Origin of the sequence: Mesorhizobium sp. M1D.F.Ca.ET.043.01.1.1 (assembly GCF_003952385.1) — a bacterium.
Lineage (GTDB): Bacteria > Pseudomonadota > Alphaproteobacteria > Rhizobiales > Rhizobiaceae > Mesorhizobium.
The window spans coordinates 316,503-338,101 of record NZ_CP034444.1 but is presented as its reverse complement, the minus strand read 5'-3'; the positions used below and the strand labels follow the sequence as shown (position 1 = coordinate 338,101).

The following is a 21,599-nucleotide window of genomic DNA, read 5'->3' as shown; positions in this document are numbered from 1 at the left end:
CAGGGCCTGACCATGAGCGCAGCGTTTCTCTCCCACGTCGACAACGAGCTTCAGGGCCTGAAATCGGCCGGCCTCTACAAGTCGGAGCGGGTCATTTCCTCGATGCAATCGGCCGAGATCGAGGTGGCTGGCCAGAAGGTGCTGAATTTCTGCGCCAACAATTATCTCGGCCTCGCCGACAGCCCCGAACTGCGCGAGGCGGCAAAGCAGGCGCTCGACCGCTACGGCTACGGCATGGCCTCGGTGCGCTTCATCTGCGGCACTCAGGAGGAGCACAAGGCGTTGGAAGCCACAATCTCCTCTTTCCTCGGCATGGACGACACCATCCTCTACGGCTCCTGTTTCGACGCCAATGGCGGCCTGTTCGAGACGCTGCTCGGCGAGGAGGACGCCGTCATTTCGGATGCGCTGAACCACGCCTCGATCATCGACGGGGTCAGGCTCTCAAAGGCCAGGCGCTTCCGCTACGCCAACAACGATATGGCCGATCTCGAAGCGCGGTTGAGGGAAGCGAAGGACTGCCGCTTCCGGCTGATCGCCACCGACGGCGTGTTCTCGATGGACGGCATCATCGTCAACCTTGAAGGGGTGTGCGACCTCGCCGCGAAATACGATGCCATGGTCATGGTTGACGACAGCCACGCTGTCGGCTTCGTCGGCAAGAACGGCCGCGGCTCGGCCGAACATTGCGGCGTCGAGGGCAGGGTGGACATCATCACCGGCACGCTCGGCAAGGCGCTGGGCGGCGCATCCGGTGGCTATACTTCGGGCAAGAAGCAGGTGGTCGACTGGCTGCGCCAGCGCTCGCGGCCCTATCTCTTCTCCAACACGCTGATGCCGGCGATCGCCGGCGCCTCGCTGAAAGTGTTCGAGCTGATCCGCAATGGCGACGCGCTGCGCGAGCACTTATATGCCAATGCGCAACGTTTCCGGTCTCAAATGGGTAAGCTGGGGTTTACGCTTGCCGGCGCCGATCATCCGATCATCCCGGTGATGCTGGGCGATGCTGCGCTCGCGCAGGAGATGGCTGCGCAGTTGCTGAAGCGCGGCATCTATGTCATCGGCTTTTCCTTCCCGGTGGTGCCGAAGGGCCAGGCGCGCATCCGCACGCAGATGTCGGCGGCCCATTCCGGCGCCGACATCGATCGCGCGGTGGAGGCGTTTGGCGAAGTCGGCAAGGAACTGGGTGTGATTTCCTGAACGGCCGACATCGAAAAGCCGCTCCCGATCAAGAGATTCGAGGAACAAAAGAATGTCCAACATGATGAAGGCGCTGGTGAAGGCCAAGGCCGAGCCGGGCATCTGGATGGAAGAGGTGCCGGTGCCGGAGATCGGCCCCAACGACGTGCTGATCAAGGTCAAGAAGACCGCGATCTGCGGCACCGACGTCCACATCTACAACTGGGACCAGTGGGCGCAGAAGACGGTGCCGGTGCCGATGGTGACCGGTCACGAATTCGTCGGCACCGTCGCCGATTTCGGTGCGGCGGTCACCGAATACAAGATCGGCCAGCGCGTCTCGGGCGAGGGCCATATCGTCTGCGGCCATTGCCGCAACTGCCGGGCGGGCAGGGGCCACCTCTGCCGCAACACGCTTGGCGTCGGTGTCAACCGCCCCGGCGCCTTCGGCGAGTACATGGTGATCCCGCAGCACAATGTGGTGCCGATCCCCGACGACGTGCCGGACGAGATCGCCGCCATCTTCGATCCACTGGGCAATGCGGTCCACACGGCATTGTCCTTCGACCTGGTCGGCGAGGACGTGCTGGTCACCGGCGCCGGGCCGATCGGCATCATGGGCGCCTTGGTCGCGCAATGCGTCGGCGCGCGAAAGGTCGTCATCACCGACATCAACCCGGTGCGGCTGGATCTGGCGCGCAAGCTCGGCGTCCAGCATGTCGTCGACGCCTCGAAGGAGAAGCTGCGCGACGTCATGCCGAAGCTGGGCATGACCGAAGGCTTCGATGTCGGCCTGGAGATGTCGGGTGCGGCGCCCGCGTTCCGCGACATGATCGACACCATGAACAATGGCGGCAAGATCGCCATCCTCGGCATCGCGCCGACCGGCTTCGAGATCGACTGGAACAAGGTCATCTTCAAGATGCTGCATCTCAAGGGCATCTACGGCCGCGAGATGTTCGAGACCTGGTACAAGATGATCGCCCTGGTGCAGGGGCCATTGGATGTCTCGGGGCTGATCACGCACCGGATTGGGATCGACGATTTCCAGGTTGGGTTCGATGCGATGCGGAGTGGGAGTTCGGGCAAGGTGGTGATGGATTGGTAGGAGGCCCTCCGGGAGGACGCCTCCCGTCCTTCGTCATTCTAGGGTCTGCGCGCTTCGCTTCGCTCCTTGCTCCGCGCTAGAATGACGAAGGGTAGGAGGAGTCCTTTTGCTACAATCCGTAAAGAGCTGTCTCCAGCGCTGCCACGCCCCTTGCAATCGCCGTCCGCTCCTCCTCACTCAGCCTCGCCAACAACTCTCCCTCAAACGCTTTCGCCAGCGGCACCATCTCACGATAAGCCGCAAGTCCCGCCTTGGTCAGCGCCAGGTGCTCCACCCGCCGATCGTTCTCGTCCGGCGTCCGCACCAGCCAGCGCCGGCGCTCCAGTTCGGCCACGGCGCGCGACACCTTGGTCTTGTGCATGGCCGACTGCTCGCCGAGCTCCGTCGCCGTCATCGTGCCGCGCTGGCCAAGGCCAGAAAGCGTGCGCCATTCCGGTCGGGTCAGGCCGTGGCGGTCCCTGTAGATGGCGGAGAACTCGCGGCTGACAGCGTCGGCCAGCCGATAGAGCCGGTAGGGCAGGAAGCTTTCCAGTTCGAGGATATCCGGTTCCATGATGCGCACCACGAATGCGTTCGCCGTTGATAGTTACATTTTCGATGGTTACAAATGAAACCAGTTTGGTCAACATCGCCGGCAAGCCACGCTTCATGAGGCCTGGAAGCCGAGATCACGGAGGATCGGATGGGCTTTTCCTACATGCCGGGCTTCAGCAATGATTTCGAGACCGAGACGCTGCCCGGCTCGCTGCCGCAGGGCCGCAATTCGCCGCAGCGGCCGGCTTACGGCCTTTACGCCGAGCAGCTTTCCGGCTCGCCCTTCACCGCGCCGCGCGGCACCAACGAGCGCTCCTGGCTCTACCGCATCCGGCCGAGCGTCCGGCACACCGGGCGCTTCAAGGGCGCGAGCTATCCCTTGTGGAAGACCGGGCCCAACATCGGCGATCATGAGCTTGCGCTTGGCCAGTATCGCTGGAATCCCACCCCGATGCCCAGCGAGCCGACCGACTTCATTTCCGGCATGCGAACCTTCACCACGGCTGGCGACGCCGTCGGCCAGTCCGGTATGGCCGCGCATGTCTATGTCGCCAACCGCTCGATGGTGGATGACCATTTCTTCAACGCCGATGGCGAATTGCTGGTCGTGCCGCAGGTCGGCGCGCTGCGCTTCGTCACCGAGATGGGTGTGATCGAGCTTCGCCCCGGCGAGATCGCCGTGCTGCCGCGCGGCCTGGTCTTCAAGGTCGAACTCGCCGACAAGGAAGCGCGCGGCTATGTCTGCGAGAACTACGGCGCCAAATTCACCATGCCGGACCGCGGCCCGATCGGCGCCAACTGCCTGGCCAACCCGCGCGACTTCAAGACGCCCTGCGCCTGGTTCGAGGAGAAGGAGACGCCGTGCCGGCTGATCGTCAAATGGTGCGGCACTTTCCACGTCACCGAGCTTGGCCATTCGCCGCTCGACGTCGTCGCGTGGCACGGCAACTACGCGCCCTACAAATATGATCTGGCGACGTTTTCGCCGGTCGGCGCCATTCTGTTCGACCATCCCGATCCATCGATCTTCACGGTGCTGACGGCGCCGAGCGGCGAGGAGGGCACGGCCAATGTCGACTTCGTCATCTTCCCGCCGCGCTGGCTGGTGGCGGAAAACACGTTCCGGCCGCCCTGGTACCACCGCAACATCATGAGCGAGTTCATGGGCCTGATCCACGGCCAGTATGACGCCAAGGAAGAAGGCTTTGTTCCCGGTGGTATCAGCCTGCACAACCAGATGCTGGCGCATGGACCGGACGCTTCCGGATTCGAGAAGGCGACGCGGGCCGACTTGAAGCCGGTGAAGCTCGACAACACCATGGCCTTCATGTTCGAGACGCGCTTCCCGCAGATGCTGACCCGCTACGCCGCCGAGCTCGGCACCTTGCAGGAGAACTACATCGACTGCTGGGCCGATCTGAAGAAGCGTTTTAATGGCACGCTTGAAGGCGACTGGTCCTGACCGCCGGCATCAGTGTCAGGAAAACTTGAACGGGCGGCTTGACGATCGTCCGTAACGGCCTTGTTGTGGAGCCACGCGGTGAGAGGGCCGCATCGGGAGAGGAGACCGCATGAAGCTTGCCACTTTGAAGAACGGAACGCGCGACGGAAAGCTGGTCGTGGTCTCGCGCGATCTGACGCGGTTCACCGACGCTTCCTTCCTGGTGCCGACGCTGCAGGCCGCGCTGGACGACTGGCGTCGCATCGCGCCGCATCTGGCGGCGATGGCGGAATCGCTGGAGGGCAACGCGGTGCCTTCTGCGCGCTTCCATGAGCATGACGCGCATTCGCCGCTGCCGCGCGCCTATCAATGGGCGGACGGCTCGGCCTATGTGAACCATGTCGAGCTGGTGCGGAAAGCACGCGGTGCGGAGATGCCGGCGAGCTTCTGGACCGACCCGCTGATCTACCAGGGCGGCTCGGATTCCTTCATCCCTCCGCGCGACCCGATCCGCATGGCGGACGAGGCCTTCGGCATCGACATGGAGGCAGAGGTCGCCGTGATTGTCGACGATGTGCCGATGGGCGCCGGGCTCGACGAGGCGAGAGACGCGATCCGGCTGGTGATGCTGGTCAATGACGTGACGCTCCGCGCCATCACCGGGCCGGAACTGGCCAAAGGCTTCGGCTTCTTCCAGTCGAAACCGTCTTCCGCCTTTTCGCCGGTCGCGGTGACACCGGATGAGTTGGGCGATGCCTGGGATGGCGGCAAGGTCAACCTTGCGCTGCTTGCCGATCTCAACGGCAAGCCGTTCGGCCGGGCCAATGCCGGCATCGACATGACCTTCGATTTCCCGACGCTGATCGTGCATGCCGCAAAGACCCGGCCGCTCGCCGCGGGAACCATCATCGGTTCGGGCACCGTCTCCAACAAGCTGAATGGTGGGCCGGGCAAGCCGGTTTCGGCCGGCGGCGCCGGCTATTCCTGCATCGCCGAATTGCGGATGATCGAGACCATCGAGACAGGCGAGCCGAAGACGCCTTTCCTGCATTTCGGCGACACTGTGCGCATCGAGATGAAGGACAAAACCGGACATTCGATCTTCGGCGCCATCGAGCAGAAGGTCGAGAAATACGTCAGATAAGCACGGGCCGGGGAGGAGGGCGAAGCGGTGACCTTGCTCCAGCATCTGCGGCGCATGGCGCGCAACAATCTGTGGTCGAACGACCGCCTCTATCGCGCTGTGCTGGCGCTCCAGCCCGGCGAGTTCGAGGCCGAGCGCACCAGCTTCTTCCCATCGATCAAAGAGACGCTCAACCACATCCTTGCGGTTGACCATCTCTATCTCGATTTCCTGACGGACGGCGGCCGGGGCGCCGCGGCCTACGACGACTTCGTGCCCTTCGACAATGCGGCCGACCTGGCGGCGGCCCAAGCCGATTTCGACCGCAAGCTCATCGCTTTCTGCGATGGCTTGACGGATGCCGATCTCGACCGCCGCGTCATCACTGATAGGCGCGAGGACGGCATGATCCCCGAACGGATCGGCGACATTCTCGGCCACGTCTTCCTGCATGACATCCACCATCGCGGCCAGGTGCATGCCATGTTCTCCGGCACTTCCGTCGCCCCGCCGCAATTGGATGAGTTTCTGCTCGACTACGACATCAAGCTGAGGAAGGACGAGGTCGAGCGGCTGGGGCTGTAAGCCGCTCGACACTCTCAAGACTCACGCCGCCTTGCCGTCCAGCTTGATCACGCCGCGCTTGATCTGGTCCTGCTCGATCGACTCGAACAGGGCGCGGAAATTGCCTTCGCCGAAGCCCTCGTCGCCCTTCCTCTGGATGAACTCGAAGAAGATCGGGCCGATCACGGTCTTGGAGAATATCTGCAGCAGGATCTTGGTCATGCCGCCGTCGACGACGCCTTCGCCGTCGATCAGGATGCCGTGCTTCTTCATGCGCTCGATCGGCTCGTCATGGCCGTGCACGCGCTCATGCGACATCTCGTAATAGGTGTCGGGCGGGCCGGGCATGAATTTCAGCCCATTGGCTGCAAGCTTGTCGGTGGCCTCGTAGATCGCGTCGGTGCCGACGGCGATGTGCTGGATGCCCTCGCCATTGTACCTCTTCAGGTACTCGGCGATCTGGCTGGTCTCGTCCTTGGACTCGTTCAGGGGAATGCGGATCTTGCCGCAAGGCGAAGTGATGGCGCGGCTGACCAGGCCGGTGATCTTGCCGTCGATGTCGAAGAAATGGATCTGCTTGAAGCCGAACAGGTCGCGATAGAAATCCCACCACTCGTCCATGTTGCCGCGATAGACGTTATGGGTGAGGTGGTCGAGATAGTAGAAGCCGACGCCTTGCGGCTTCGGGTCGCGCTCGCCCAGCCATTCGAACTCGGCATCATAGGCCGAGCCCTTCTCGCCATAGGCTTCGATGAAATAAAGCAGCGAGCCGCCGATGCCGACGATGGCCGGCACATCGAGAGCCTTGTCGGCGTCTTCATAGGGCACAGCACCCTTCGACACGGCATGGTCGAAGGCGTGCTTGGCATTGACCACGCGCCAGGCCATCGATGCGGCGCAGGGGCCGTGCTTGTCGACGAACTTCATCGCATGCGAGCCGGGCTCGGCATTGACGACATAGTTGATGTCGCCTTGCCGCCAGACGGTGATGTTCTTCGCGCGGTGCTTTGCCACCGCGACGTAACCCATGCGGGTGAAGAGTTCGGCGAGCTTGGCGGGCTCCGGATGCGCGAACTCGACGAACTCAAAACCGTCGGTGCCGGCCGGGTTTTGCTTGCTGATCTTGGCGGGCGGGGCGTCGTGCGGGAAGGGGCCCATGGCGGTTCTCCGAAAACTGTTGCGGCCGATCTTGGCCATCTTCGCGAAATGATAGCGCCGGATGGTCGCACGGTGCTTGCATTCAACCGCTTGAAATGCTCTTGATGTGCGCAGATCGTGCATGGTTGGAGGAATATCCATGGATGATGCGCGCGTTGATCAATTTGACCGCAAGATACTGGCGCTGCTGCAGGCCGATGCGCGGCTCACAAACAATGACCTTTCGGAGCGGGTGAATCTCTCGGCCTCGCAATGCTCGCGCCGCCGCCAGCGGCTGGAAGAGGACGGCTACATCAGAGGCTACCGCGCCGTGCTCGACCGCGACCGTCTGGGCTTTTCGCTGGTCAATGTGATCTCGGTGACCTTGGCCACCCACAATCGCGACAATGCGCGGCGCTTCGGCGAGTTGGTGGCGCGCCTGCCCGAAGTGCAGGAGGCGCATGCGCTGACCGGCGAGATGGACTACATCTTGAAGGTCGTGACGCCCGACCTCAAATCGCTGTCGGAGTTCGTCAACGGCGTGCTGCTGCCGCACGAATCCGTGCAGCACGTGAAGACGGCGATCGTGCTGGAAACATTGAAGGAGACCGGCGCGTTGCCGATTTAAAGTGTGCCGATATTCAGGTGAGCCCGGACTGCAAATGGCGGCTTCCCGCGCTTCAGGCACTCACGTACTTTAAGTACGCTCCGCTCCGATTCTCGAAACCCACCATTTTCGGCTCGGCCTTGACCTGAATCTCAGCACAGTTTCGCAACAAACCTTCAGCCGCGCTGCTGCTGGATCAGTCCGTAGAGGTTGGTGCAGCGCGCGCCGGAGCGGCAATAGGCGAAGACCGGGCCTTCGAGCTCATCGAGCGCCGCGGCCTGGTCCTCGACATTGTCCATGGTGATCTGGCCGCTGATGACCGGGATGTAGCGGAAGGCGAGCCCGGCGGCTTCGGCCGCCGCCTGAACGCTCTCGGCCGAGGGCTGGCCAGGCTGCTCGTCGTCCGGCCGGTTGCAGATCACGCTTTTGAAGCCGGCCTCCTTGATGGCGGCGATGTCCTGCGGCTGGATCTGGCCGGAGACCGAATAGTCGTCGCTGATCTGGCGGTATTCCATGGTGTCATCCTCGCAATCCTAGACGCCTGTTCGCTTGGGCGCAGTTCTGCCACTCCCCGGACCGGCGGGCAACCACTGCCGTGGAGATTTCCTATGTGGTCGCCACGCGGACAAGCCGGGTCCTGCCCAAGCGCGCCACCGCGATGCCCGCCACCATCGCGACGACGAACATCAGCGTCTCCGTGCGGCCAAGGCCGAGCGCCGGAATGGCGCCGCCTGGACAAAAGCCGGCAATGCCCCAGCCGATGCCGAACAGCGCGGCGCCGCAGACGAATTGGCTGTCGATGTCCTTCCTGCTCGGCAAGGCGAACGCCGTTTCGAACACCGGCCTCTCGCGTCCGGCGAATATGAGGCGGTAACCGGCGAAGGCGACGGCCAGGCCGCCGCCCATCACGAAGACCAGGCTGGGGTCCCAGGTTCCGGCAATGTCGAAGAAATTCAGCACCTTCGCCGGATTGATCATGCCGGACACAGCGATGCCCAAACCGAAAAGTCCGCCGATCAGGAAGGCCGAGGCGAGCTTGCTCATGGTTCAGCCTCCAATCACATGACGGGAGATAAAAACAGTGACGAAGGCGGTGGCCATGAAGGTCGCGACGGCGACGAACGAGCGCGGTGACAGTCGCGCGATGCCGCAAATGCCGTGCCCGCTCGGACAACCGCCGCCGAAATGCACGCCGACACCAACGAGAAAGCCGCCGACGACAAGGGCCAACGTCGGTACCGGCACATTGAATTCGATATCCTTGCCGGCGAGCTGGATCAGCAACGGCGCGCCGATCGCGCCGGCGAGAAAGGCAGCGCGCCACTTCCAGTCGGCGGACACCGGCGGGATAACGCCGGTCAGTATCCCGGTCATTCCAGCAATTCGGCCATGCAATGCCATCAGCAGCACGGCCGACAGGCCGATAAGGGCTCCGCCAAGCAGAGACTGGAAAGGCGTGAAGTCGGTCATGGAAAGGCCAATCCGCGTCGATCAGGATATACTAATCAGCAGATAGACATTTTCGCATGGGAATCCAGCCGGAAATGGTCCGGCTGGAAAGGCGGCGTTGGCCGTTTCGCCGACAAGCCCGGCTCAGCTGCCGAGGATGGCGCCTTTGATCTGGGTGATGTTGTTGTGCATCATGTCGATATAGGTCGAGGCCGGACCGTCCGAGCCCGACAGCGCATCCGAATAGAGCGTGCCGCCGACCTTGATGCCGGTTTCGCCGGCGATCTGCTCGATCAGCCGCGAATTGGTGATGTTCTCGATGAAGATCGCCGCCGCCTTGTCCTGCTTCACCTGTTCGACCAGCCTGGCGACGTCGGCGGCCGAAGGCTCGGAATCGGTCGAGATGCCTTGCGGCGCCAGGAACGTCAGCCCGTATTCATGCTCGAAATAGCCGAAGGCGTCATGCGAGGTGATCACCACGCGCTTCGCTTCGGGGATCGACTGGATGGCGGCTTTCACTTCGCCTTCCATGGCATCCAGCTTGGTAGTATAGGCGGCGGCGTTGGCCTTGTAGCTGTCGCAGCCCTCGCTGTCGGCCGCGCAAAAGGCGTCGGCAATGTTCTTCACATAGATCCTGGCGTTGGCGATCGACTGGAAGGCGTGCGGGTCGGTGACCGTCTTGCCGCCGCCGGTGCCGGCGCCTTCGGCGGCGTCCGCATCGGCGAATTCCGGCTTGAAGTCGATCGGCGTGACGCCCTTGGTGAGCGTCACGATCGCGGCCTTGGTGGCGCTGGCGTCGACCAGGCGCTGCAGGAAGCCTTCGAAATGCAGGCCGTTGACCAGGACCACATCGGCCTTCGCCATCGCCACGGCGTCGGCCGGGCTCGGCTCATAGACATGCGCGTCGCCGTCCGCGCCGACGATGGTGGTGATGTTGACGCGATCCCCGCCGACGTTCTTGGCGAAGTCGGCAATCACCGTGAAGCTCGCCACCACCTTGAGCGGTGCCGCGAAGGCCGACGATGTCGCGACTGCGCTTAATGTTATAACGCTCATCGCCACGGCGGCGCGGAAGGATTTCAGCATCGGGGAGGTCTCCTTAGAGGGCGGGGGATTGAGGTCAGGCAGTCCGGTGACGGTGATGCACGATGCGGGCGCGCAGCGCGCCGCGCGAGCCGAACACGATCGAGACGAAATAGACCACGCCGGCCGAAAGGATGATCGCCGGGCCGGATGGCAGCGAGGCGTGATAGGACAAAAGCAGCCCGGCGATGCAGGAGGCAAAGCCGATCAGCACCGCCAGCACGCACATGGGCTCCACGCGCACCGTCCAGAAGCGGGCGGCCGCGGCCGGCAGCATCATCAGCCCAACCGATAAAAGCGTGCCGAGCGCCTGGAAGCCGCCGACCAGGTTGAGCACAACGAGGCCCAAGAAAATGAAATGGACGGGGCTGCCCATGCGGCTCACCGAGCGCAGGAACAGCGGATCAAGGCATTCGGCAACGAGCGCGCGCCAGAAGACGGCAAGGCTGGCGAGCGTCACCACCACGATGCCGCCGATCAGCGTCAGCGCCTCGTTGTTGAGCGCCAGCACCGTGCCGAACAGCACATGCATCAGGTCGACGCTCGAGCCGCGGATCGACACCATCAGCACGCCGACAGCAAGCGAGATCAGATAGAAGGCCGCCATCGAGGCGTCCTCGCGCTGGATGGTGAAGCGCGATACGGCGCCGGCGCCGAGCGCCACGATGATGCCGGCGATCAGCCCGCCGACCGTCATCGGCAGGATTTCAAGGCCATAGAGCAGGAAGCCGGCGGCCGCACCCGGCAGGATCGCGTGCGCCATCGCATCGCCCGAAAGGCTCATGCGCCGCAGCATTAGGAAGACGCCGACCGGGCAGGCGCCGAGCGACAGCATCAGCGAGCCGAACAGCGCCCGCTGCATGAAGGCAAAATCGGCGAAGGGTGCGATGAACAGGCCGTAGAGGAAATCCATCATGCCGCCCTGGGACCGGAGCCGTGGTGGTGATCATGCGTCTGGGCATGATCATGGTGATCGTGCTCATGGTCATGATCGTGCCCGGGATGGTCATGCTCGGGCTCGCACCACGGCGCGTTCTCTTCCCAGGCCTCATGGAAGCGCCGCGCCTTGAGCAGGTTTTCAGGCCGCAGCGTCTCGCGCGTCTCGCCCCACGCAACGGGCTGGCGGGCAAGCAGCAGCGTCTCGGGAAAATTCTGCCGCACGAGGTCCAGATCGTGCACGACGACCATGATCGTGCGCTGCTCGCCATGCCAGCGTTTGATGAGCTCGATGAGGTCCCCGACCGTCTTGGCATCGACGGCATTGAACGGCTCATCGAGCAGGATGAGGTCGGCGTCCTGCAGCAGCACGCGGGCAAACAGCGTGCGCTGCAGCTGGCCGCCGGAGAGCGTGTCGATCGGCCGCTTCTCGAAACCGCCGAGGCCGACGGCCATCAGCGCCTTGCTCACCGACTCGCGATCCTCCCTGGTGTAGCGGCCAAGCATGCCGCGCTTCGGCCAGAGACCCAGCGAGACCAGGTCGACGACGCGCGCCGGAAAACTGCGGTCGAGCTCCGACTGCTGCGGCAGATAGGCGGTGCGCACACCGGGCGCACGGACGACCGTGCCCTCCATCGGCTTCAGCACGCCGACAATGCCCTTCATCAGCGTCGACTTGCCCGAGCCGTTGGCGCCGACAACCGCGGTCAGCGAACCTTTGCCGACGATGCCGTTGAGGTGATGGATGGCGGGATGGCTGTTGTAGCCGAGCGTCAGGTCGCGGAAGGTCAGGCAGGCATTGGTCATCAGACGTTCCGGGCGGTCCGCTAGAGCGAGTGCATCGTCGATATGTGATGTTATTACATTAGTCAACACGGCAGATCGGCGGAATTGTGTCCCGGCCGGTCAACTCGGCGTGTGCGCAACGGGCGAGGCCAAGCTATTGGCACAATTGGTTTCGCCTCCGGCGGCCTTGCCCGGAACCTGCCCGGACTCTAAAGAGCAGCGACACCAAAAACGAAGGAACCTTGCAATGAGCATTCGTCGCATCGATGTCGGCCCACGCATGAGCCAGATCGTCATCCATGGCAATACCGTCTATCTGGCCGGCCAGGTTGGCGAGCCCGGCGGCAATGTCGCCTCGCAGACCCGCGACATCCTGAAGACCATCGACGAATTGCTGGCCAAGGCCGGTACCGACAAGACCAAGATCGTGCAGGCGATCATCTGGCTGGCCGACATGGGCACCTTCGCCGAGATGAATTCGGAGTGGGACAAGTGGGTGCCGCAAGGCCACACGCCGGCCCGCGCCACCGGCGAAGCCAAGCTCGCCGGCCCGGAATATCTGGTCGAGATTATCGTTACGGCGGCACTGTAGCGCCGGCCTTTCCTTCTCCCCTTGTGGGAGAAGGTGGCCGCGAAGCGGCCGGATGAGGGGTGTTGGAAGGATCGCGGGTTTAGGCGAGCTAAACGCCTATAATCCTTCAATCTTTTCACGCCTCATTTCTTCCAGCACCCCTCATCCGTCTCGGCGCTGCGCGCCGATCCACCTTCTCCCACAAGGGGAGAAGGGGATGTGGCGCTACCCCTGCGACGGAGTAAACCTCGCCACCAGCGTGTGGCTTTCCGCCGGATAGATAAAGCGCACATGAGTGACCGGGTGCTCGGCGCTCCAGGTGCGGCGCTCGACCACCAGGCAGGGCGCGCCGGGGTCGATGTCGAGCGCGTCGGCGATAGCCTCGTCGGCCGCCATGGCGCGGATGCGGTGCTCGGCCTCGCTCCACGGCACGCGGCCGATCAGCCAGGGGCCGGGGGCGATGTCGAGAAATTCTTCCTCGGCCGCCCCGGCCACAGCTGAAAGATTGATCAGGCGCCGTTCGAGCGCGAACGGCCGTTCGCCGGCAAAATGCAGGCTCTCAAGCCAAAGCACCGGACCGGCGGAGGCAAGTCCGAGCAGCGACCGGTCCTCAACGCTGCTGCGCCGTTTCAGGCGCTCCAGCCGTTCGTAGCGATAGGGCAGGCCAAGCGCCTCGACCTCGATCCTGATGTCGTGCAGTTCCAGCACCGCCGCCTGCGATTGCGGCTGGCGCACGAAACTGCCCGAGCGGCGGCGGCGCTCAATCAGTCCGGCCTTGGCGAGCTGCGACAGCGCCTTGTTCACTGTCATGCGCGAGCATTTGTATTCCGCCGTCAGCTCGTGCTCGAACGGGATGCGATGGCCGGGTGCCCAGGCGCCGGACAGGATTTTCTCGCGGATGTCCGACAGGATGCGCTGATGCAGCGAGATGCTCTCGCCGCCTTCCATGTCCTCTATTTCAACCAGGCTCATTGCGCTTTTCCTGCTCAGCCTTGCGAGAGTGCGGTCATCACTGTGCGGAACCGCTTGGCAATGGTCTCGCGCTGCGCATGCCTGCCGCCGCTGACCTGCTTTTTGCCATGCGCCCAGACGCAGTCGACCTTGCTGCCGTTGGCGAAGATCCAGGAGTCGAGGATCGCATCGCCCGCCTTGCCGGCAAGCGAGGGATGGCTGGCGTCGAGCGAGACGAAATCGGCAGGACCGCCGGCAGCAATCCGCGATGGACCGGCGCCGAGCGCCTGGCTGCCGCCGTCGAGCGCGGCGTCGAACAGCGCGCGCCCGGTGGAGCCGCCGGCGCGCGCCAAAACGTTGCGGGCGCGGTGGGCGAGGCGCTGCGAATATTCGAGCTGCCTGAGTTCGTCCGTCAGGCCGATCAGCACATTGGAATCGGAGCCGACGCCGAAGCGGCCGCCATGCTCGATGAACAGGGGCGCGGCAAAAGTACCGTCGCCGAGATTGGCCTCGGTGATCGGACAAAGCCCGGCGATCGCGCCGCTCTTTGCCATGGCGACCGTCTCGGCCTCGGTCATATGCGTGGCGTGGATCAGACACCAGCGCTTGTCCACTGATGCCCGGTCGAGCAGGAACTCGACAGGACGAGCACTGGACCAGGCAACGCAATCTTCCACTTCCTTCACCTGCTCGGCGACATGGATGTGGATTGGACCGTCCGGCGCCATCGCCGCGACCGCGTTGACCTCGTCCGGCGTCGCCGCGCGCAGGCTGTGCGGCGCGACGCCGACGACCGCCTGATTCAAACGGCTAACGCTTTCGCGACTTTTCTCAAGCAACTGTCCGAACCGCTCGACATCGTTGATGAATCGCCGCTGGCCTTCGTTCGGCGCCGCGCCGCCAAAGGCGGAATGGGCGTAAAAGACCGGCAGAAGCGTCAACCCGATACCTGTCTCTGAGGCCGCCGCCCCGATGCGCTCCGCCATCTCGGCGATGTTGGCGTAAGGCCTGCCGTCGCGGTCGTGATGGAGATAGTGGAATTCGCCGACGCGCGTGAAGCCGGCCTCCAGCATCTCGATATAAAGCTGCGCCGCCACCGCCTCGACCTGGTCTGGCGTCATCGACAGCGCGAAGCGGTACATCACCTCGCGCCAGCTCCAGAAACTATCGGCCGAAGGTCCGCGCAATTCGGCCAGCCCCGCCATGCCGCGCTGGAAGGCGTGGCTGTGCAGATTGGGCATGCCGGACAGGAGGATCGCATGGCGCTCGTCACCCGCCTGCGGCAAGGCGCCCGCTTCGACTGTTGCGATGCGGCCGCCATCAAAAGCGACCCTCACATTGCCTTGCCAGCCATCGGGCAGCAGCGCCTGTTCCGCAAAGATCGCCGTCACGTCCAAACTCCCAAATACGAATGCCCGAGCGACATTATCACTTGCGTCGCGCCCCAATATGTATATACATAATCGCCATCCTTTCAAATGGAAAAGATGATGGGTGGAGAGAACGGAAAGAGCGGACTTCGTCTCTGGCGCAATGCGCGGCTGGCGACCATGGCCGATGGCGCGGCCGGGTTGGGTATCGTCGAAAAGGGCGCGGTTGCCGCGCGCGACGGGCGTATCGTCTTTGCCGGCGTAGAAGCCGAAATGCCGGCGGCGCTAGGGCAAGGCGCCGAGACCGTCGATTGCGAAGGCCGCTGGATCACGCCGGGTTTGATCGACTGCCATACGCATCTTGTCTATGCCGGCAACCGCGCCAACGAATTCGAGATGCGGCTGGCCGGCGCCACCTACGAAGAAGTAGCGCGAGCAGGGGGCGGCATCGTCTCTTCGGTCAAATCGCTGCGCGCCGCCAGCGCGGACGAGCTCGTCGCCCAGACGCTGCCGCGCCTCGATGCGCTGATGGCCGAGGGCGTCACCACCGTCGAGGTGAAGTCCGGCTACGGCCTCGATCTCGACAACGAGAAGAAGTCGCTGCGCGCCGCCCGTCGGCTTGACGGCGAACGGCAAGTGACGATCCGCACGACCTGTCTTGCCGCGCATGCGCTGCCGCCCGAAGCCAAGGGCGACAAGGATGCCTTCATCGATCTCGTCGCCGGCACGATCCTGCCGGCGGTCGCCGCTGAAGAGCTCGCCGACGCCGTCGACGGTTTCTGCGAGGGCATCGCCTTCTCGCCGGAGCAGATTTCCCGCGTTTTCGACAAGGCAAGGGTGCTGGGCCTGCCCGTAAAACTCCACGCCGACCAGCTGTCCAACCTGCACGGCGCCGAGCTTGCCGCGCGCTACGGCGCGCTGTCCGCCGACCATCTCGAATACACGGATGAGGAGGGCGCCACGGCGATGGCCAGGGCCGGCACGGTCGCGACGATCCTGCCGGGCGCCTATTACTTCATCCGCGAGACCAAGAAACCGCCGGTCGACCTGTTCCGCCGCCACGGCGTGAAGATGGCGGTCGCCACCGACAGCAACCCCGGCACCTCGCCGCTGACCTCGCTGCTGCTCACCATGAACATGGCCGCGACGCTCTTCGGTCTGACCGTCGACGAATGCCTGGCCGGCGTCACCCGCGAGGCTGCGCGGGCGCTGGGCCTGCTCGACAAGACCGGCACGCTGGAGGCCGGCAAATCGGCCGACCTTGCCATCTGGAACATCGAGCGCCCGGCCGAACTCGTCTACCGCATGGGCTTCAACCCGCTCCATGCCCGCATCTGGAGAGGACAATGACCGAACTGATCCTGAAGCCCGGCAGCGCGACGCTTGCCGACTGGCGCGCCATCTACCGCGGCGCTGTGCCGAAGCTCGACGACGCCTGCCGGCCGAAGATCAAGGCCAGCGCCGAAGCGGTCGCGCGCATCGTCGCCAAGGGCGAGCCGGTCTATGGCATCAACACCGGCTTCGGTAAGCTCGCCAGCGTCCGTATCCCGGCGAACGATCTCGAAACGCTCCAGCGCAACATCGTGCTCTCGCATGCCGCCGGCGTCGGCGAGCCGATGCCGGTCGCGGTGGTACGGCTGATGATGGCGCTGAAGCTCGCCAGCCTCGCCCAGGGTGCTTCCGGCGTGCGCGCCGAGACCGTCGATCTGCTTCAGGGGATGCTCGCCAACGACGTCATTCCGGTGGTGCCGGCGCAAGGCTCGGTCGGCGCCTCGGGCGATCTGGCGCCGCTCTCGCATATGACCGCGGTCATGATCGGCGTCGGCGAATGCTTCACGCCGCATGGCCGCTTCCCGGCCAAGGTCGCCTTCGTCTCGCATGGGCTGGAGCCGGTCACGCTCGGCGCCAAGGAGGGCCTGGCGCTGCTCAACGGCACGCAGTTCTCGACCGCTTTCGCGCTGGCCGGCCTGTTCGAGGCCGAGACGCTCTACCAGTCGGCGCTGGTCGCGGGCGCACTGTCGACCGACGCCGCCAAGGGCTCGGACGCGCCCTTCGATCCGCGCATCCACCTCTTGCGGAAACATCGCGGCCAGATCGAAACGGCGGATGCGCTGCGCAATCTGATGGCCGGCAGCGCCATTCGCGAGTCCCACCGCGTCGGCGACGAGCGCGTGCAGGACCCGTATTGCCTGCGCTGCCAGCCGCAGGTGATGGGTGCGGCGCTCGACGTGCTGCGCAAGGCCGCCGACACACTCGAGACTGAGGCCAACGGCGTGACCGACAATCCGCTGATCTTCGCCGAGGACGACACCGCGCTCTCGGGCGGCAATTTCCATGCCGAGCCGGTGGCCTTCGCCGCCGACATGATCGCGCTCGCCGTCTGCGAGATCGGTTCGCTGTCGGAGCGGCGCATCGCCATGCTGGTCGATCCGGCGCTCTCCGGCATGCCGGCATTCCTGACGCCGAAGCCTGGCCTGAATTCCGGCTTCATGATCCCGCAGGTGACGGCCGCGGCGCTTGTCTCCGAAAACAAGCAGAAGGCCTATCCGGCAAGCGTTGATTCCATCCCGACCTCGGCCAACCAGGAAGACCATGTCTCGATGGCCGCCCACGGCGCGCGCCGGCTGCTCGGCATGATCGAGAACGCGACCGCCGTCATCGGCGTCGAATTGCTGGCTGCGGCGCAAGGTTGCGATTTCCACGCGCCGCTGGCTTCGAGCGAAGCGTTGGAAGCGGTGCGCAAGCTGGTCCGTTCGGAGGTACCGCATCTCGATAACGACCGGCATTTCCATCCCGACATGGAAAAGGCGATCGCGATGGTGCGCAGCGGAGCCGCGGTGGCTGCAGCCAATGCGATCGTGCTGCCGGGGATCACGTCGTGAGGGGGTATTTATTGATAGGCCGCCGTGGAACTCCAGCGCTGGGAGATCTGTCATGACGTCTTCCTGGCTCACCGTCACCCGCGGCACCGCACCCCTGCTGGTCTCCATCCCGCACACGGGCATCGATCTTGCCGGGCTCGACGGCCGGCTGGTCTCGACCTGGCTCGGCCGCCGCGACTGCGACTGGTGGATCGACAAGCTCTACGAGTTCTCCGCCGACCTTGGCGCGACGGTCGTCCACACCGCCATCTCGCGCACCGTCATCGACGTCAACCGCGATCCGTCCGGCGTCTCGCTCTATCCTGGACAGGCGACGACCAGCCTGTGCCCGACGGACACGTTCGACGGCGATCCGCTTTACCGCATGGGCGAGGAGCCGACGCCATCCGAGATCGATCAGCGCCGAGAGAAATACTTCGCGCCCTACCATGCCGCGTTGCAGGCCGAGATCGAGCGGCTGCGCGGTATGCACGAGAACATAGTGCTCTATGATTGCCACTCGATCCGCTCGGTGCTGCCGCGTCTCTTCGAAGGCACGCTGCCGGTGTTCAATCTCGGCACCAATGACGGCAAGAGCACCGATCCGTCGCTGCAGGAAAAGGTGGCCGCGATCCTCGCCGCGACCGGCGAGAGCTGGGTGGTCAACGGCCGCTTCAAGGGCGGCTGGATCACGCGCAGCTTCGGCCAGCCGCAAAACGGCGTCCACGCGCTGCAGATGGAGCTCTCCAACCGCGGCTATATGCGCGAGCCCGCCGAGAAGGGCGCGCCGGAAAACTGGCCGGTGCCCTATGACGCCGCCTACGCCGCGCCGATCCGCGCCACGCTGAAGAAAATCCTCGAAACCGCGATTGCCTGGGCCGCGCGCTGACGCGCCCGCCGCACCTTATCGAAAGGGACTGACCATATGACCGATCCCCGCCACAACATCCGCGAAGTGCGTGCACCCCGCGGCGACAAGCTCAACGCCCGCTATTGGACGACCGAGGCGCCGCTGCGCATGCTGATGAACAACCTCGATGCCGAGGTTGCCGAGAACCCGAACGAGCTCGTCGTCTATGGCGGCATCGGCCGTGCAGCGCGCACCTGGAACGACTTCGACCGCATCGTCGCCTCGCTGAAGACGCTCGGCGAGGACGAGACGCTGCTGGTGCAGTCGGGCAAGCCGGTCGGTGTCTTCAAGACCCACTCCAACGCACCGCGTGTTTTGATCGCCAACTCCAACATCGTGCCGCATTGGGCGAATTGGGAAAAATTCAACGAGCTCGATAAGAAGGGCCTGATGATGTACGGCCAGATGACGGCCGGCTCCTGGATCTATATCGGCACGCAGGGCATCGTCCAGGGCACTTATGAGACCTTTGTGGAAGCGGGCCGCCAGCATTATGGCGGCAACCTCAAGGGCAAATGGCTCCTGACCGGCGGCCTCGGCGGCATGGGCGGCGCCCAGCCGCTGGCCGCCGTCATGGCCGGTGCCTCTTGCCTCGCCATCGAATGCAATCCGGACTCGATCGATTTCCGCCTGCGCACCCGCTATGTCGACGAGAAGGCCGAGACGCTGGACGAGGCCATGGAAATGATCGAGCGCTGGACCAAAGCCGGCGAGGCGAAGTCGGTCGGCCTGCTTGGCAATGCGGCCGAGATCGTGCCGGAAATGTTCAGGCGCGGCATCCGCCCCGATATCCTCACCGACCAGACCTCGGCGCACGACCCCATCAACGGCTATCTGCCGAAGGGCTGGACCATGGCCGAATGGCGCGAGAAGCGCGTCAGCGATCCCAAGGCCGTCGAGAAAGCCGCACGCGCGTCGATGCGCGAGCACGTCGAGGCGATGGTGGCGTTCTGGAATGCCGGCGTGCCGACGCTCGACTACGGCAACAACATCCGCCAGGTCGCCAAGGACGAGGGTTTCGAGAATGCCTTCGCCTTCCCGGGCTTCGTGCCGGCCTATATCCGGCCGCTGTTCTGCCGCGGCATCGGCCCGTTCCGTTGGGCCGCGCTCTCCGGCGATCCCGAGGACATCTACAAGACCGACGCCAAGGTGCGCGAGCTCACCCCCGGCAACACCCATCTCCACAATTGGCTCGACATGGCGCGCGAGCGCATCTCCTTCCAGGGCCTGCCGGCGCGCATCTGCTGGGTCGGCCTCGGCGATCGTCACCGTCTCGGCCTCGCTTTCAACGAGATGGTGGCCCAGGGCGAGCTGAAGGCGCCGGTCGTCATCGGCCGCGACCATCTCGATTCCGGCTCGGTCGCTTCGCCGAACCGCGAGACGGAAGCGATGCAGGACGGCTCCGACGCGGTTTCCGACTGGCCGCTGCTCAACGCCCTGCTCAACACCGCGTCCGGCGCCACCTGGGTGTCGCTGCACCATGGCGGCGGCGTCGGCATGGGTTTTTCGCAGCATGCCGGCATGGTGATCGTCGCCGACGGCACGCCGGAAGCCGCCAAGCGGCTAGAACGCGTGTTGTGGAACGATCCGGCGACGGGCGTCATGCGCCATGCCGATGCCGGCTACGACATCGCCATCCAGTGCGCAAAAGAGCACCAGCTCAACCTGCCGGGCATCCTGGGCTGACGCGATGCGCATCCTTCGTGCCGCCGGCTACCGCGTCATGCCGTGGAAGAATGGTGGCGGCACGACCACCGAGATCGCCGTCTCGCCTGACGGCGCCGGTCTCGACGATTTCGACTGGCGCATCTCGATGGCCCGCGTCGAGACAAGCGGGCCGTTCTCCAGCTTTGCCGGCATCGACCGCACGCTGTCAGTGCTCGAAGGCGAAGGCATCGTGCTCGATATCGCCGGCAGGCCCTCGGCGCGCCTGACCACGGCCTCAGCGCCGCTTGCCTTTCCGGGCGACGCGCCCACCAGCGCTGCGCTGATAGGCGGCCCTATCACCGATCTCAACGTCATGACGCGTCGTGGGCGGATGACACACCAGGTTGAACGCCTGGCGCGCTCGGCGCCGCTGGATGTGGAGGCGAGTGCGGGCACGACCCTCGTCCTGCCTCTCGGCGGAGAATTCATCGTGCCTGGCGACAAGCCGGTCCGCGTCGGCCCGCTGGACGTAATGGTGCTCGATCAGGGCGCCCCATGTCTTCGCCTCGAACCGGCCGAAGAAGCGTTGCTGTTTGTGATCCGCATCGATCGGACCACCGCCAACGACTAGGCCGCTTGCCGTGGAGAAGGCAGCCCGTCTGAACGTTCAACGATTGGCTTTCAACGGAAGTTTGGACAGTTCCGCGACAACTCGGCCCATGCTTTGTCCAATTCAAGTTTCGAGTTGGTGGTCTCGATTTTCTTCGCTGTCGCGTTGTCGATGAAGTTGCTTTCGGCGCGCATGACGTGGAAAGCTCCCCCTGAAGGCTGCTGATAGAGCACGATATATCCACAGTGCCGGTCGATCTTCTCAAACCTCGTGGCGATATCGACCGCCGCATAGATGCCCGGAAAGGGAGCATCCACCGGGTCTTTAAGCCACGTGAATTTGAGTAATTTCCGTTCCAGCAGTGGACCGGCCTGTGAGCGGAACTTCTCGGATTGCTCTGCGAACATAGTCGGCGGAATGGATGATTTGGCGGCATCATCCATCATTTGATATGCTCGTTCGGGGTTGCCGCTATCGAGCATGGAGAAATAATTGGTGACTGTCTGTGTTGCGTCCCGAACCGAATCCTGAGACGGCGTCCACTCTTGCGAACACGCAGGCTGGCCGTCGATCAATGTCAGAGCCACCAATGCAATGAAAGGTACGGCTGCGCGCATCCGCTTACCTTGTCACTCCGTCTAAACGTCACAGGCATTCCAGGCCTATGGCCATATTTCAATCTGACAAACTACCAATGGTTAACGGCTGTTGCCAAACATGATCGCGGCGCGG

General features: G+C 64.2%; 23 protein-coding genes. 12 read left to right on the top strand and 11 right to left on the bottom strand.

The window, feature by feature from the left end; translation table 11 throughout:
• The first annotated feature begins 12 nt into the window (after window positions 1-12).
• Together EJ067_RS01730 and tdh are read left to right on the top strand one after the other, a co-directional pair.
• Window positions 13-1,200, top strand: a complete 1,188-nt coding sequence (locus EJ067_RS01730; RefSeq protein ID WP_126084387.1) for a glycine C-acetyltransferase — start codon at window positions 13-15, stop codon at window positions 1,198-1,200.
• A 52-nt stretch (window positions 1,201-1,252) separates the two neighbouring features.
• On the top strand, window positions 1,253-2,287 hold the full coding sequence (gene tdh / locus EJ067_RS01725) for an L-threonine 3-dehydrogenase (protein ID WP_126084386.1): 1,035 nt from the start codon (window positions 1,253-1,255) through the stop codon (window positions 2,285-2,287).
• 109 nt (window positions 2,288-2,396) lie between these two features.
• On the opposite strand, the gene EJ067_RS01720 is transcribed toward tdh, so the two are convergent.
• Window positions 2,397-2,840, bottom strand: coding sequence for a MarR family transcriptional regulator (locus tag EJ067_RS01720; protein WP_126084385.1), 444 nt, complete (start codon window positions 2,838-2,840; stop codon window positions 2,397-2,399).
• A gap of 129 nt (window positions 2,841-2,969) precedes the next feature.
• Between EJ067_RS01720 and hmgA the strand changes: the two genes are divergently transcribed.
• The 3 genes from hmgA to EJ067_RS01705 all read left to right on the top strand — a co-directional run bounded on the left by hmgA (window position 2,970) and on the right by EJ067_RS01705 (window position 5,970).
• Window positions 2,970-4,283: a homogentisate 1,2-dioxygenase gene (gene hmgA / locus EJ067_RS01715; protein WP_126084384.1), complete on the top strand. Its 1,314-nt coding sequence runs from the start codon at window positions 2,970-2,972 to the stop codon at window positions 4,281-4,283.
• Window positions 4,284-4,392: 109 nt separating this feature from the next.
• Entirely contained in the window at window positions 4,393-5,406 is a 1,014-nt protein-coding gene (locus tag EJ067_RS01710; protein WP_126084383.1) for a fumarylacetoacetate hydrolase family protein, read from the top strand.
• Window positions 5,407-5,433: 27 nt separating this feature from the next.
• A complete protein-coding gene (locus EJ067_RS01705; RefSeq protein WP_126084382.1) occupies window positions 5,434-5,970 on the top strand; it encodes a DinB family protein in 537 nt (178 codons plus the stop codon).
• Between the two features lie 21 nt (window positions 5,971-5,991).
• Here EJ067_RS01705 and hppD read toward each other — a convergent pair whose 3' ends face one another.
• A complete protein-coding gene (gene hppD, locus EJ067_RS01700; protein WP_126084381.1) occupies window positions 5,992-7,107 on the bottom strand; it encodes a 4-hydroxyphenylpyruvate dioxygenase in 1,116 nt (371 codons plus the stop codon).
• Between the two features lie 139 nt (window positions 7,108-7,246).
• Here hppD and EJ067_RS01695 point away from each other — a divergent pair, with 139 nt between their 5' ends.
• Complete coding sequence (locus tag EJ067_RS01695; protein WP_126084380.1) at window positions 7,247-7,714, top strand: Lrp/AsnC family transcriptional regulator; 468 nt, start codon at window positions 7,247-7,249, stop codon at window positions 7,712-7,714.
• A 155-nt stretch (window positions 7,715-7,869) separates the two neighbouring features.
• On the opposite strand, the gene EJ067_RS01690 is transcribed toward EJ067_RS01695, so the two are convergent.
• The 6 genes from EJ067_RS01690 to aztA all read right to left on the bottom strand — a co-directional run bounded on the left by EJ067_RS01690 (window position 7,870) and on the right by aztA (window position 11,968).
• Window positions 7,870-8,208 (bottom strand): TIGR01244 family sulfur transferase, encoded by a 339-nt coding sequence (locus EJ067_RS01690; RefSeq protein ID WP_126084379.1) that lies wholly within the window; start codon window positions 8,206-8,208, stop codon window positions 7,870-7,872.
• 91 nt (window positions 8,209-8,299) lie between these two features.
• Window positions 8,300-8,737, bottom strand: a complete 438-nt coding sequence (locus EJ067_RS01685) for a DUF6691 family protein (RefSeq protein ID WP_126084378.1) — start codon at window positions 8,735-8,737, stop codon at window positions 8,300-8,302.
• A gap of 3 nt (window positions 8,738-8,740) precedes the next feature.
• Window positions 8,741-9,163 (bottom strand): YeeE/YedE thiosulfate transporter family protein, encoded by a 423-nt coding sequence (locus EJ067_RS01680; protein WP_126084377.1) that lies wholly within the window; start codon window positions 9,161-9,163, stop codon window positions 8,741-8,743.
• A gap of 123 nt (window positions 9,164-9,286) precedes the next feature.
• Complete coding sequence (aztC, locus tag EJ067_RS01675) at window positions 9,287-10,228, bottom strand: zinc ABC transporter substrate-binding protein AztC (RefSeq protein ID WP_126084376.1); 942 nt, start codon at window positions 10,226-10,228, stop codon at window positions 9,287-9,289.
• 34 nt (window positions 10,229-10,262) lie between these two features.
• Entirely contained in the window at window positions 10,263-11,138 is an 876-nt protein-coding gene (gene aztB / locus EJ067_RS01670) for a zinc ABC transporter permease AztB (protein WP_126089454.1), read from the bottom strand.
• Window positions 11,138-11,968: a zinc ABC transporter ATP-binding protein AztA gene (gene aztA / locus EJ067_RS01665; RefSeq protein WP_126084375.1), complete on the bottom strand. Its 831-nt coding sequence runs from the start codon at window positions 11,966-11,968 to the stop codon at window positions 11,138-11,140. Before aztA ends, aztB begins: the two co-directional genes overlap by 1 nt.
• Before the next feature lie 226 nt (window positions 11,969-12,194).
• On the opposite strand from aztA, the gene EJ067_RS01660 reads away from it, so the two are divergent.
• Window positions 12,195-12,539 (top strand): RidA family protein, encoded by a 345-nt coding sequence (locus EJ067_RS01660; RefSeq protein ID WP_041000950.1) that lies wholly within the window; start codon window positions 12,195-12,197, stop codon window positions 12,537-12,539.
• A gap of 204 nt (window positions 12,540-12,743) precedes the next feature.
• Here EJ067_RS01660 and hutC read toward each other — a convergent pair whose 3' ends face one another.
• Both hutC and EJ067_RS01650 read right to left on the bottom strand, forming a co-directional pair.
• Window positions 12,744-13,490 carry a histidine utilization repressor gene (gene hutC / locus EJ067_RS01655; RefSeq protein WP_189510304.1) on the bottom strand — a complete coding sequence of 249 codons (747 nt, stop codon included), beginning with the start codon at window positions 13,488-13,490 and terminating at the stop codon, window positions 12,744-12,746.
• A 14-nt stretch (window positions 13,491-13,504) separates the two neighbouring features.
• The gene (locus EJ067_RS01650) at window positions 13,505-14,860 is read right to left on the bottom strand and encodes a formimidoylglutamate deiminase (RefSeq protein ID WP_126084374.1); all 1,356 of its coding nucleotides are present in this window, start codon (window positions 14,858-14,860) and stop codon (window positions 13,505-13,507) included.
• Between the two features lie 99 nt (window positions 14,861-14,959).
• Between EJ067_RS01650 and hutI the strand changes: the two genes are divergently transcribed.
• From hutI to EJ067_RS01625, 5 genes are read left to right on the top strand one after another with little or no spacing between them, the layout of a single operon-like run.
• The gene (gene hutI / locus EJ067_RS01645; RefSeq protein ID WP_189510683.1) at window positions 14,960-16,189 is read left to right on the top strand and encodes an imidazolonepropionase; all 1,230 of its coding nucleotides are present in this window, start codon (window positions 14,960-14,962) and stop codon (window positions 16,187-16,189) included.
• Window positions 16,186-17,721: a histidine ammonia-lyase gene (gene hutH / locus EJ067_RS01640; protein WP_126084372.1), complete on the top strand. Its 1,536-nt coding sequence runs from the start codon at window positions 16,186-16,188 to the stop codon at window positions 17,719-17,721. The genes hutI and hutH overlap by 4 nt, the downstream gene beginning before the upstream one ends.
• Before the next feature lie 52 nt (window positions 17,722-17,773).
• Entirely contained in the window at window positions 17,774-18,589 is an 816-nt protein-coding gene (gene hutG / locus EJ067_RS01635) for an N-formylglutamate deformylase (protein WP_126084371.1), read from the top strand.
• 36 nt (window positions 18,590-18,625) lie between these two features.
• The gene (hutU, locus tag EJ067_RS01630; protein ID WP_126084370.1) at window positions 18,626-20,296 is read left to right on the top strand and encodes a urocanate hydratase; all 1,671 of its coding nucleotides are present in this window, start codon (window positions 18,626-18,628) and stop codon (window positions 20,294-20,296) included.
• A 4-nt stretch (window positions 20,297-20,300) separates the two neighbouring features.
• Entirely contained in the window at window positions 20,301-20,888 is a 588-nt protein-coding gene (locus tag EJ067_RS01625; RefSeq protein ID WP_126084369.1) for a HutD family protein, read from the top strand.
• 50 nt (window positions 20,889-20,938) lie between these two features.
• Here EJ067_RS01625 and EJ067_RS01620 read toward each other — a convergent pair whose 3' ends face one another.
• The gene (locus EJ067_RS01620) at window positions 20,939-21,484 is read right to left on the bottom strand and encodes a DUF4019 domain-containing protein (RefSeq protein ID WP_126084368.1); all 546 of its coding nucleotides are present in this window, start codon (window positions 21,482-21,484) and stop codon (window positions 20,939-20,941) included.
• Window positions 21,485-21,599: the final 115 nt, after the last annotated feature.

Excerpts from the sequence above, each read along its gene's own strand:
- EJ067_RS01695 (WP_126084380.1), top strand. The coding sequence starts at position 7,247 with ATGGATGATGCGCGCGTTGATCAATTTGACCGCAAGATACTGGCGCTG.
- hutH (WP_126084372.1), top strand. The coding sequence starts at position 16,186 with ATGACCGAACTGATCCTGAAGCCCGGCAGCGCGACGCTTGCCGACTGG.
- hppD (WP_126084381.1), bottom strand. The coding sequence starts at position 7,107 with ATGGGCCCCTTCCCGCACGACGCCCCGCCCGCCAAGATCAGCAAGCAA.
- EJ067_RS01690 (WP_126084379.1), bottom strand. The coding sequence starts at position 8,208 with ATGGAATACCGCCAGATCAGCGACGACTATTCGGTCTCCGGCCAGATC.
- aztB (WP_126089454.1), bottom strand. The coding sequence starts at position 11,138 with ATGGATTTCCTCTACGGCCTGTTCATCGCACCCTTCGCCGATTTTGCC.
- EJ067_RS01730 (WP_126084387.1), top strand. The coding sequence starts at position 13 with ATGAGCGCAGCGTTTCTCTCCCACGTCGACAACGAGCTTCAGGGCCTG.
- EJ067_RS01710 (WP_126084383.1), top strand. The coding sequence starts at position 4,393 with ATGAAGCTTGCCACTTTGAAGAACGGAACGCGCGACGGAAAGCTGGTC.
- EJ067_RS01620 (WP_126084368.1), bottom strand. The coding sequence starts at position 21,484 with ATGCGCGCAGCCGTACCTTTCATTGCATTGGTGGCTCTGACATTGATC.
- hmgA (WP_126084384.1), top strand. The coding sequence starts at position 2,970 with ATGGGCTTTTCCTACATGCCGGGCTTCAGCAATGATTTCGAGACCGAG.
- EJ067_RS01625 (WP_126084369.1), top strand. The coding sequence starts at position 20,301 with ATGCGCATCCTTCGTGCCGCCGGCTACCGCGTCATGCCGTGGAAGAAT.
- hutC (WP_189510304.1), bottom strand. The coding sequence starts at position 13,490 with ATGAGCCTGGTTGAAATAGAGGACATGGAAGGCGGCGAGAGCATCTCG.
- aztC (WP_126084376.1), bottom strand. The coding sequence starts at position 10,228 with ATGCTGAAATCCTTCCGCGCCGCCGTGGCGATGAGCGTTATAACATTA.
- EJ067_RS01685 (WP_126084378.1), bottom strand. The coding sequence starts at position 8,737 with ATGAGCAAGCTCGCCTCGGCCTTCCTGATCGGCGGACTTTTCGGTTTG.
- hutG (WP_126084371.1), top strand. The coding sequence starts at position 17,774 with ATGACGTCTTCCTGGCTCACCGTCACCCGCGGCACCGCACCCCTGCTG.
- tdh (WP_126084386.1), top strand. The coding sequence starts at position 1,253 with ATGTCCAACATGATGAAGGCGCTGGTGAAGGCCAAGGCCGAGCCGGGC.
- hutU (WP_126084370.1), top strand. The coding sequence starts at position 18,626 with ATGACCGATCCCCGCCACAACATCCGCGAAGTGCGTGCACCCCGCGGC.
- aztA (WP_126084375.1), bottom strand. The coding sequence starts at position 11,968 with ATGACCAATGCCTGCCTGACCTTCCGCGACCTGACGCTCGGCTACAAC.
- hutI (WP_189510683.1), top strand. The coding sequence starts at position 14,960 with ATGGGTGGAGAGAACGGAAAGAGCGGACTTCGTCTCTGGCGCAATGCG.
- EJ067_RS01720 (WP_126084385.1), bottom strand. The coding sequence starts at position 2,840 with ATGGAACCGGATATCCTCGAACTGGAAAGCTTCCTGCCCTACCGGCTC.
- EJ067_RS01660 (WP_041000950.1), top strand. The coding sequence starts at position 12,195 with ATGAGCATTCGTCGCATCGATGTCGGCCCACGCATGAGCCAGATCGTC.
- EJ067_RS01680 (WP_126084377.1), bottom strand. The coding sequence starts at position 9,163 with ATGACCGACTTCACGCCTTTCCAGTCTCTGCTTGGCGGAGCCCTTATC.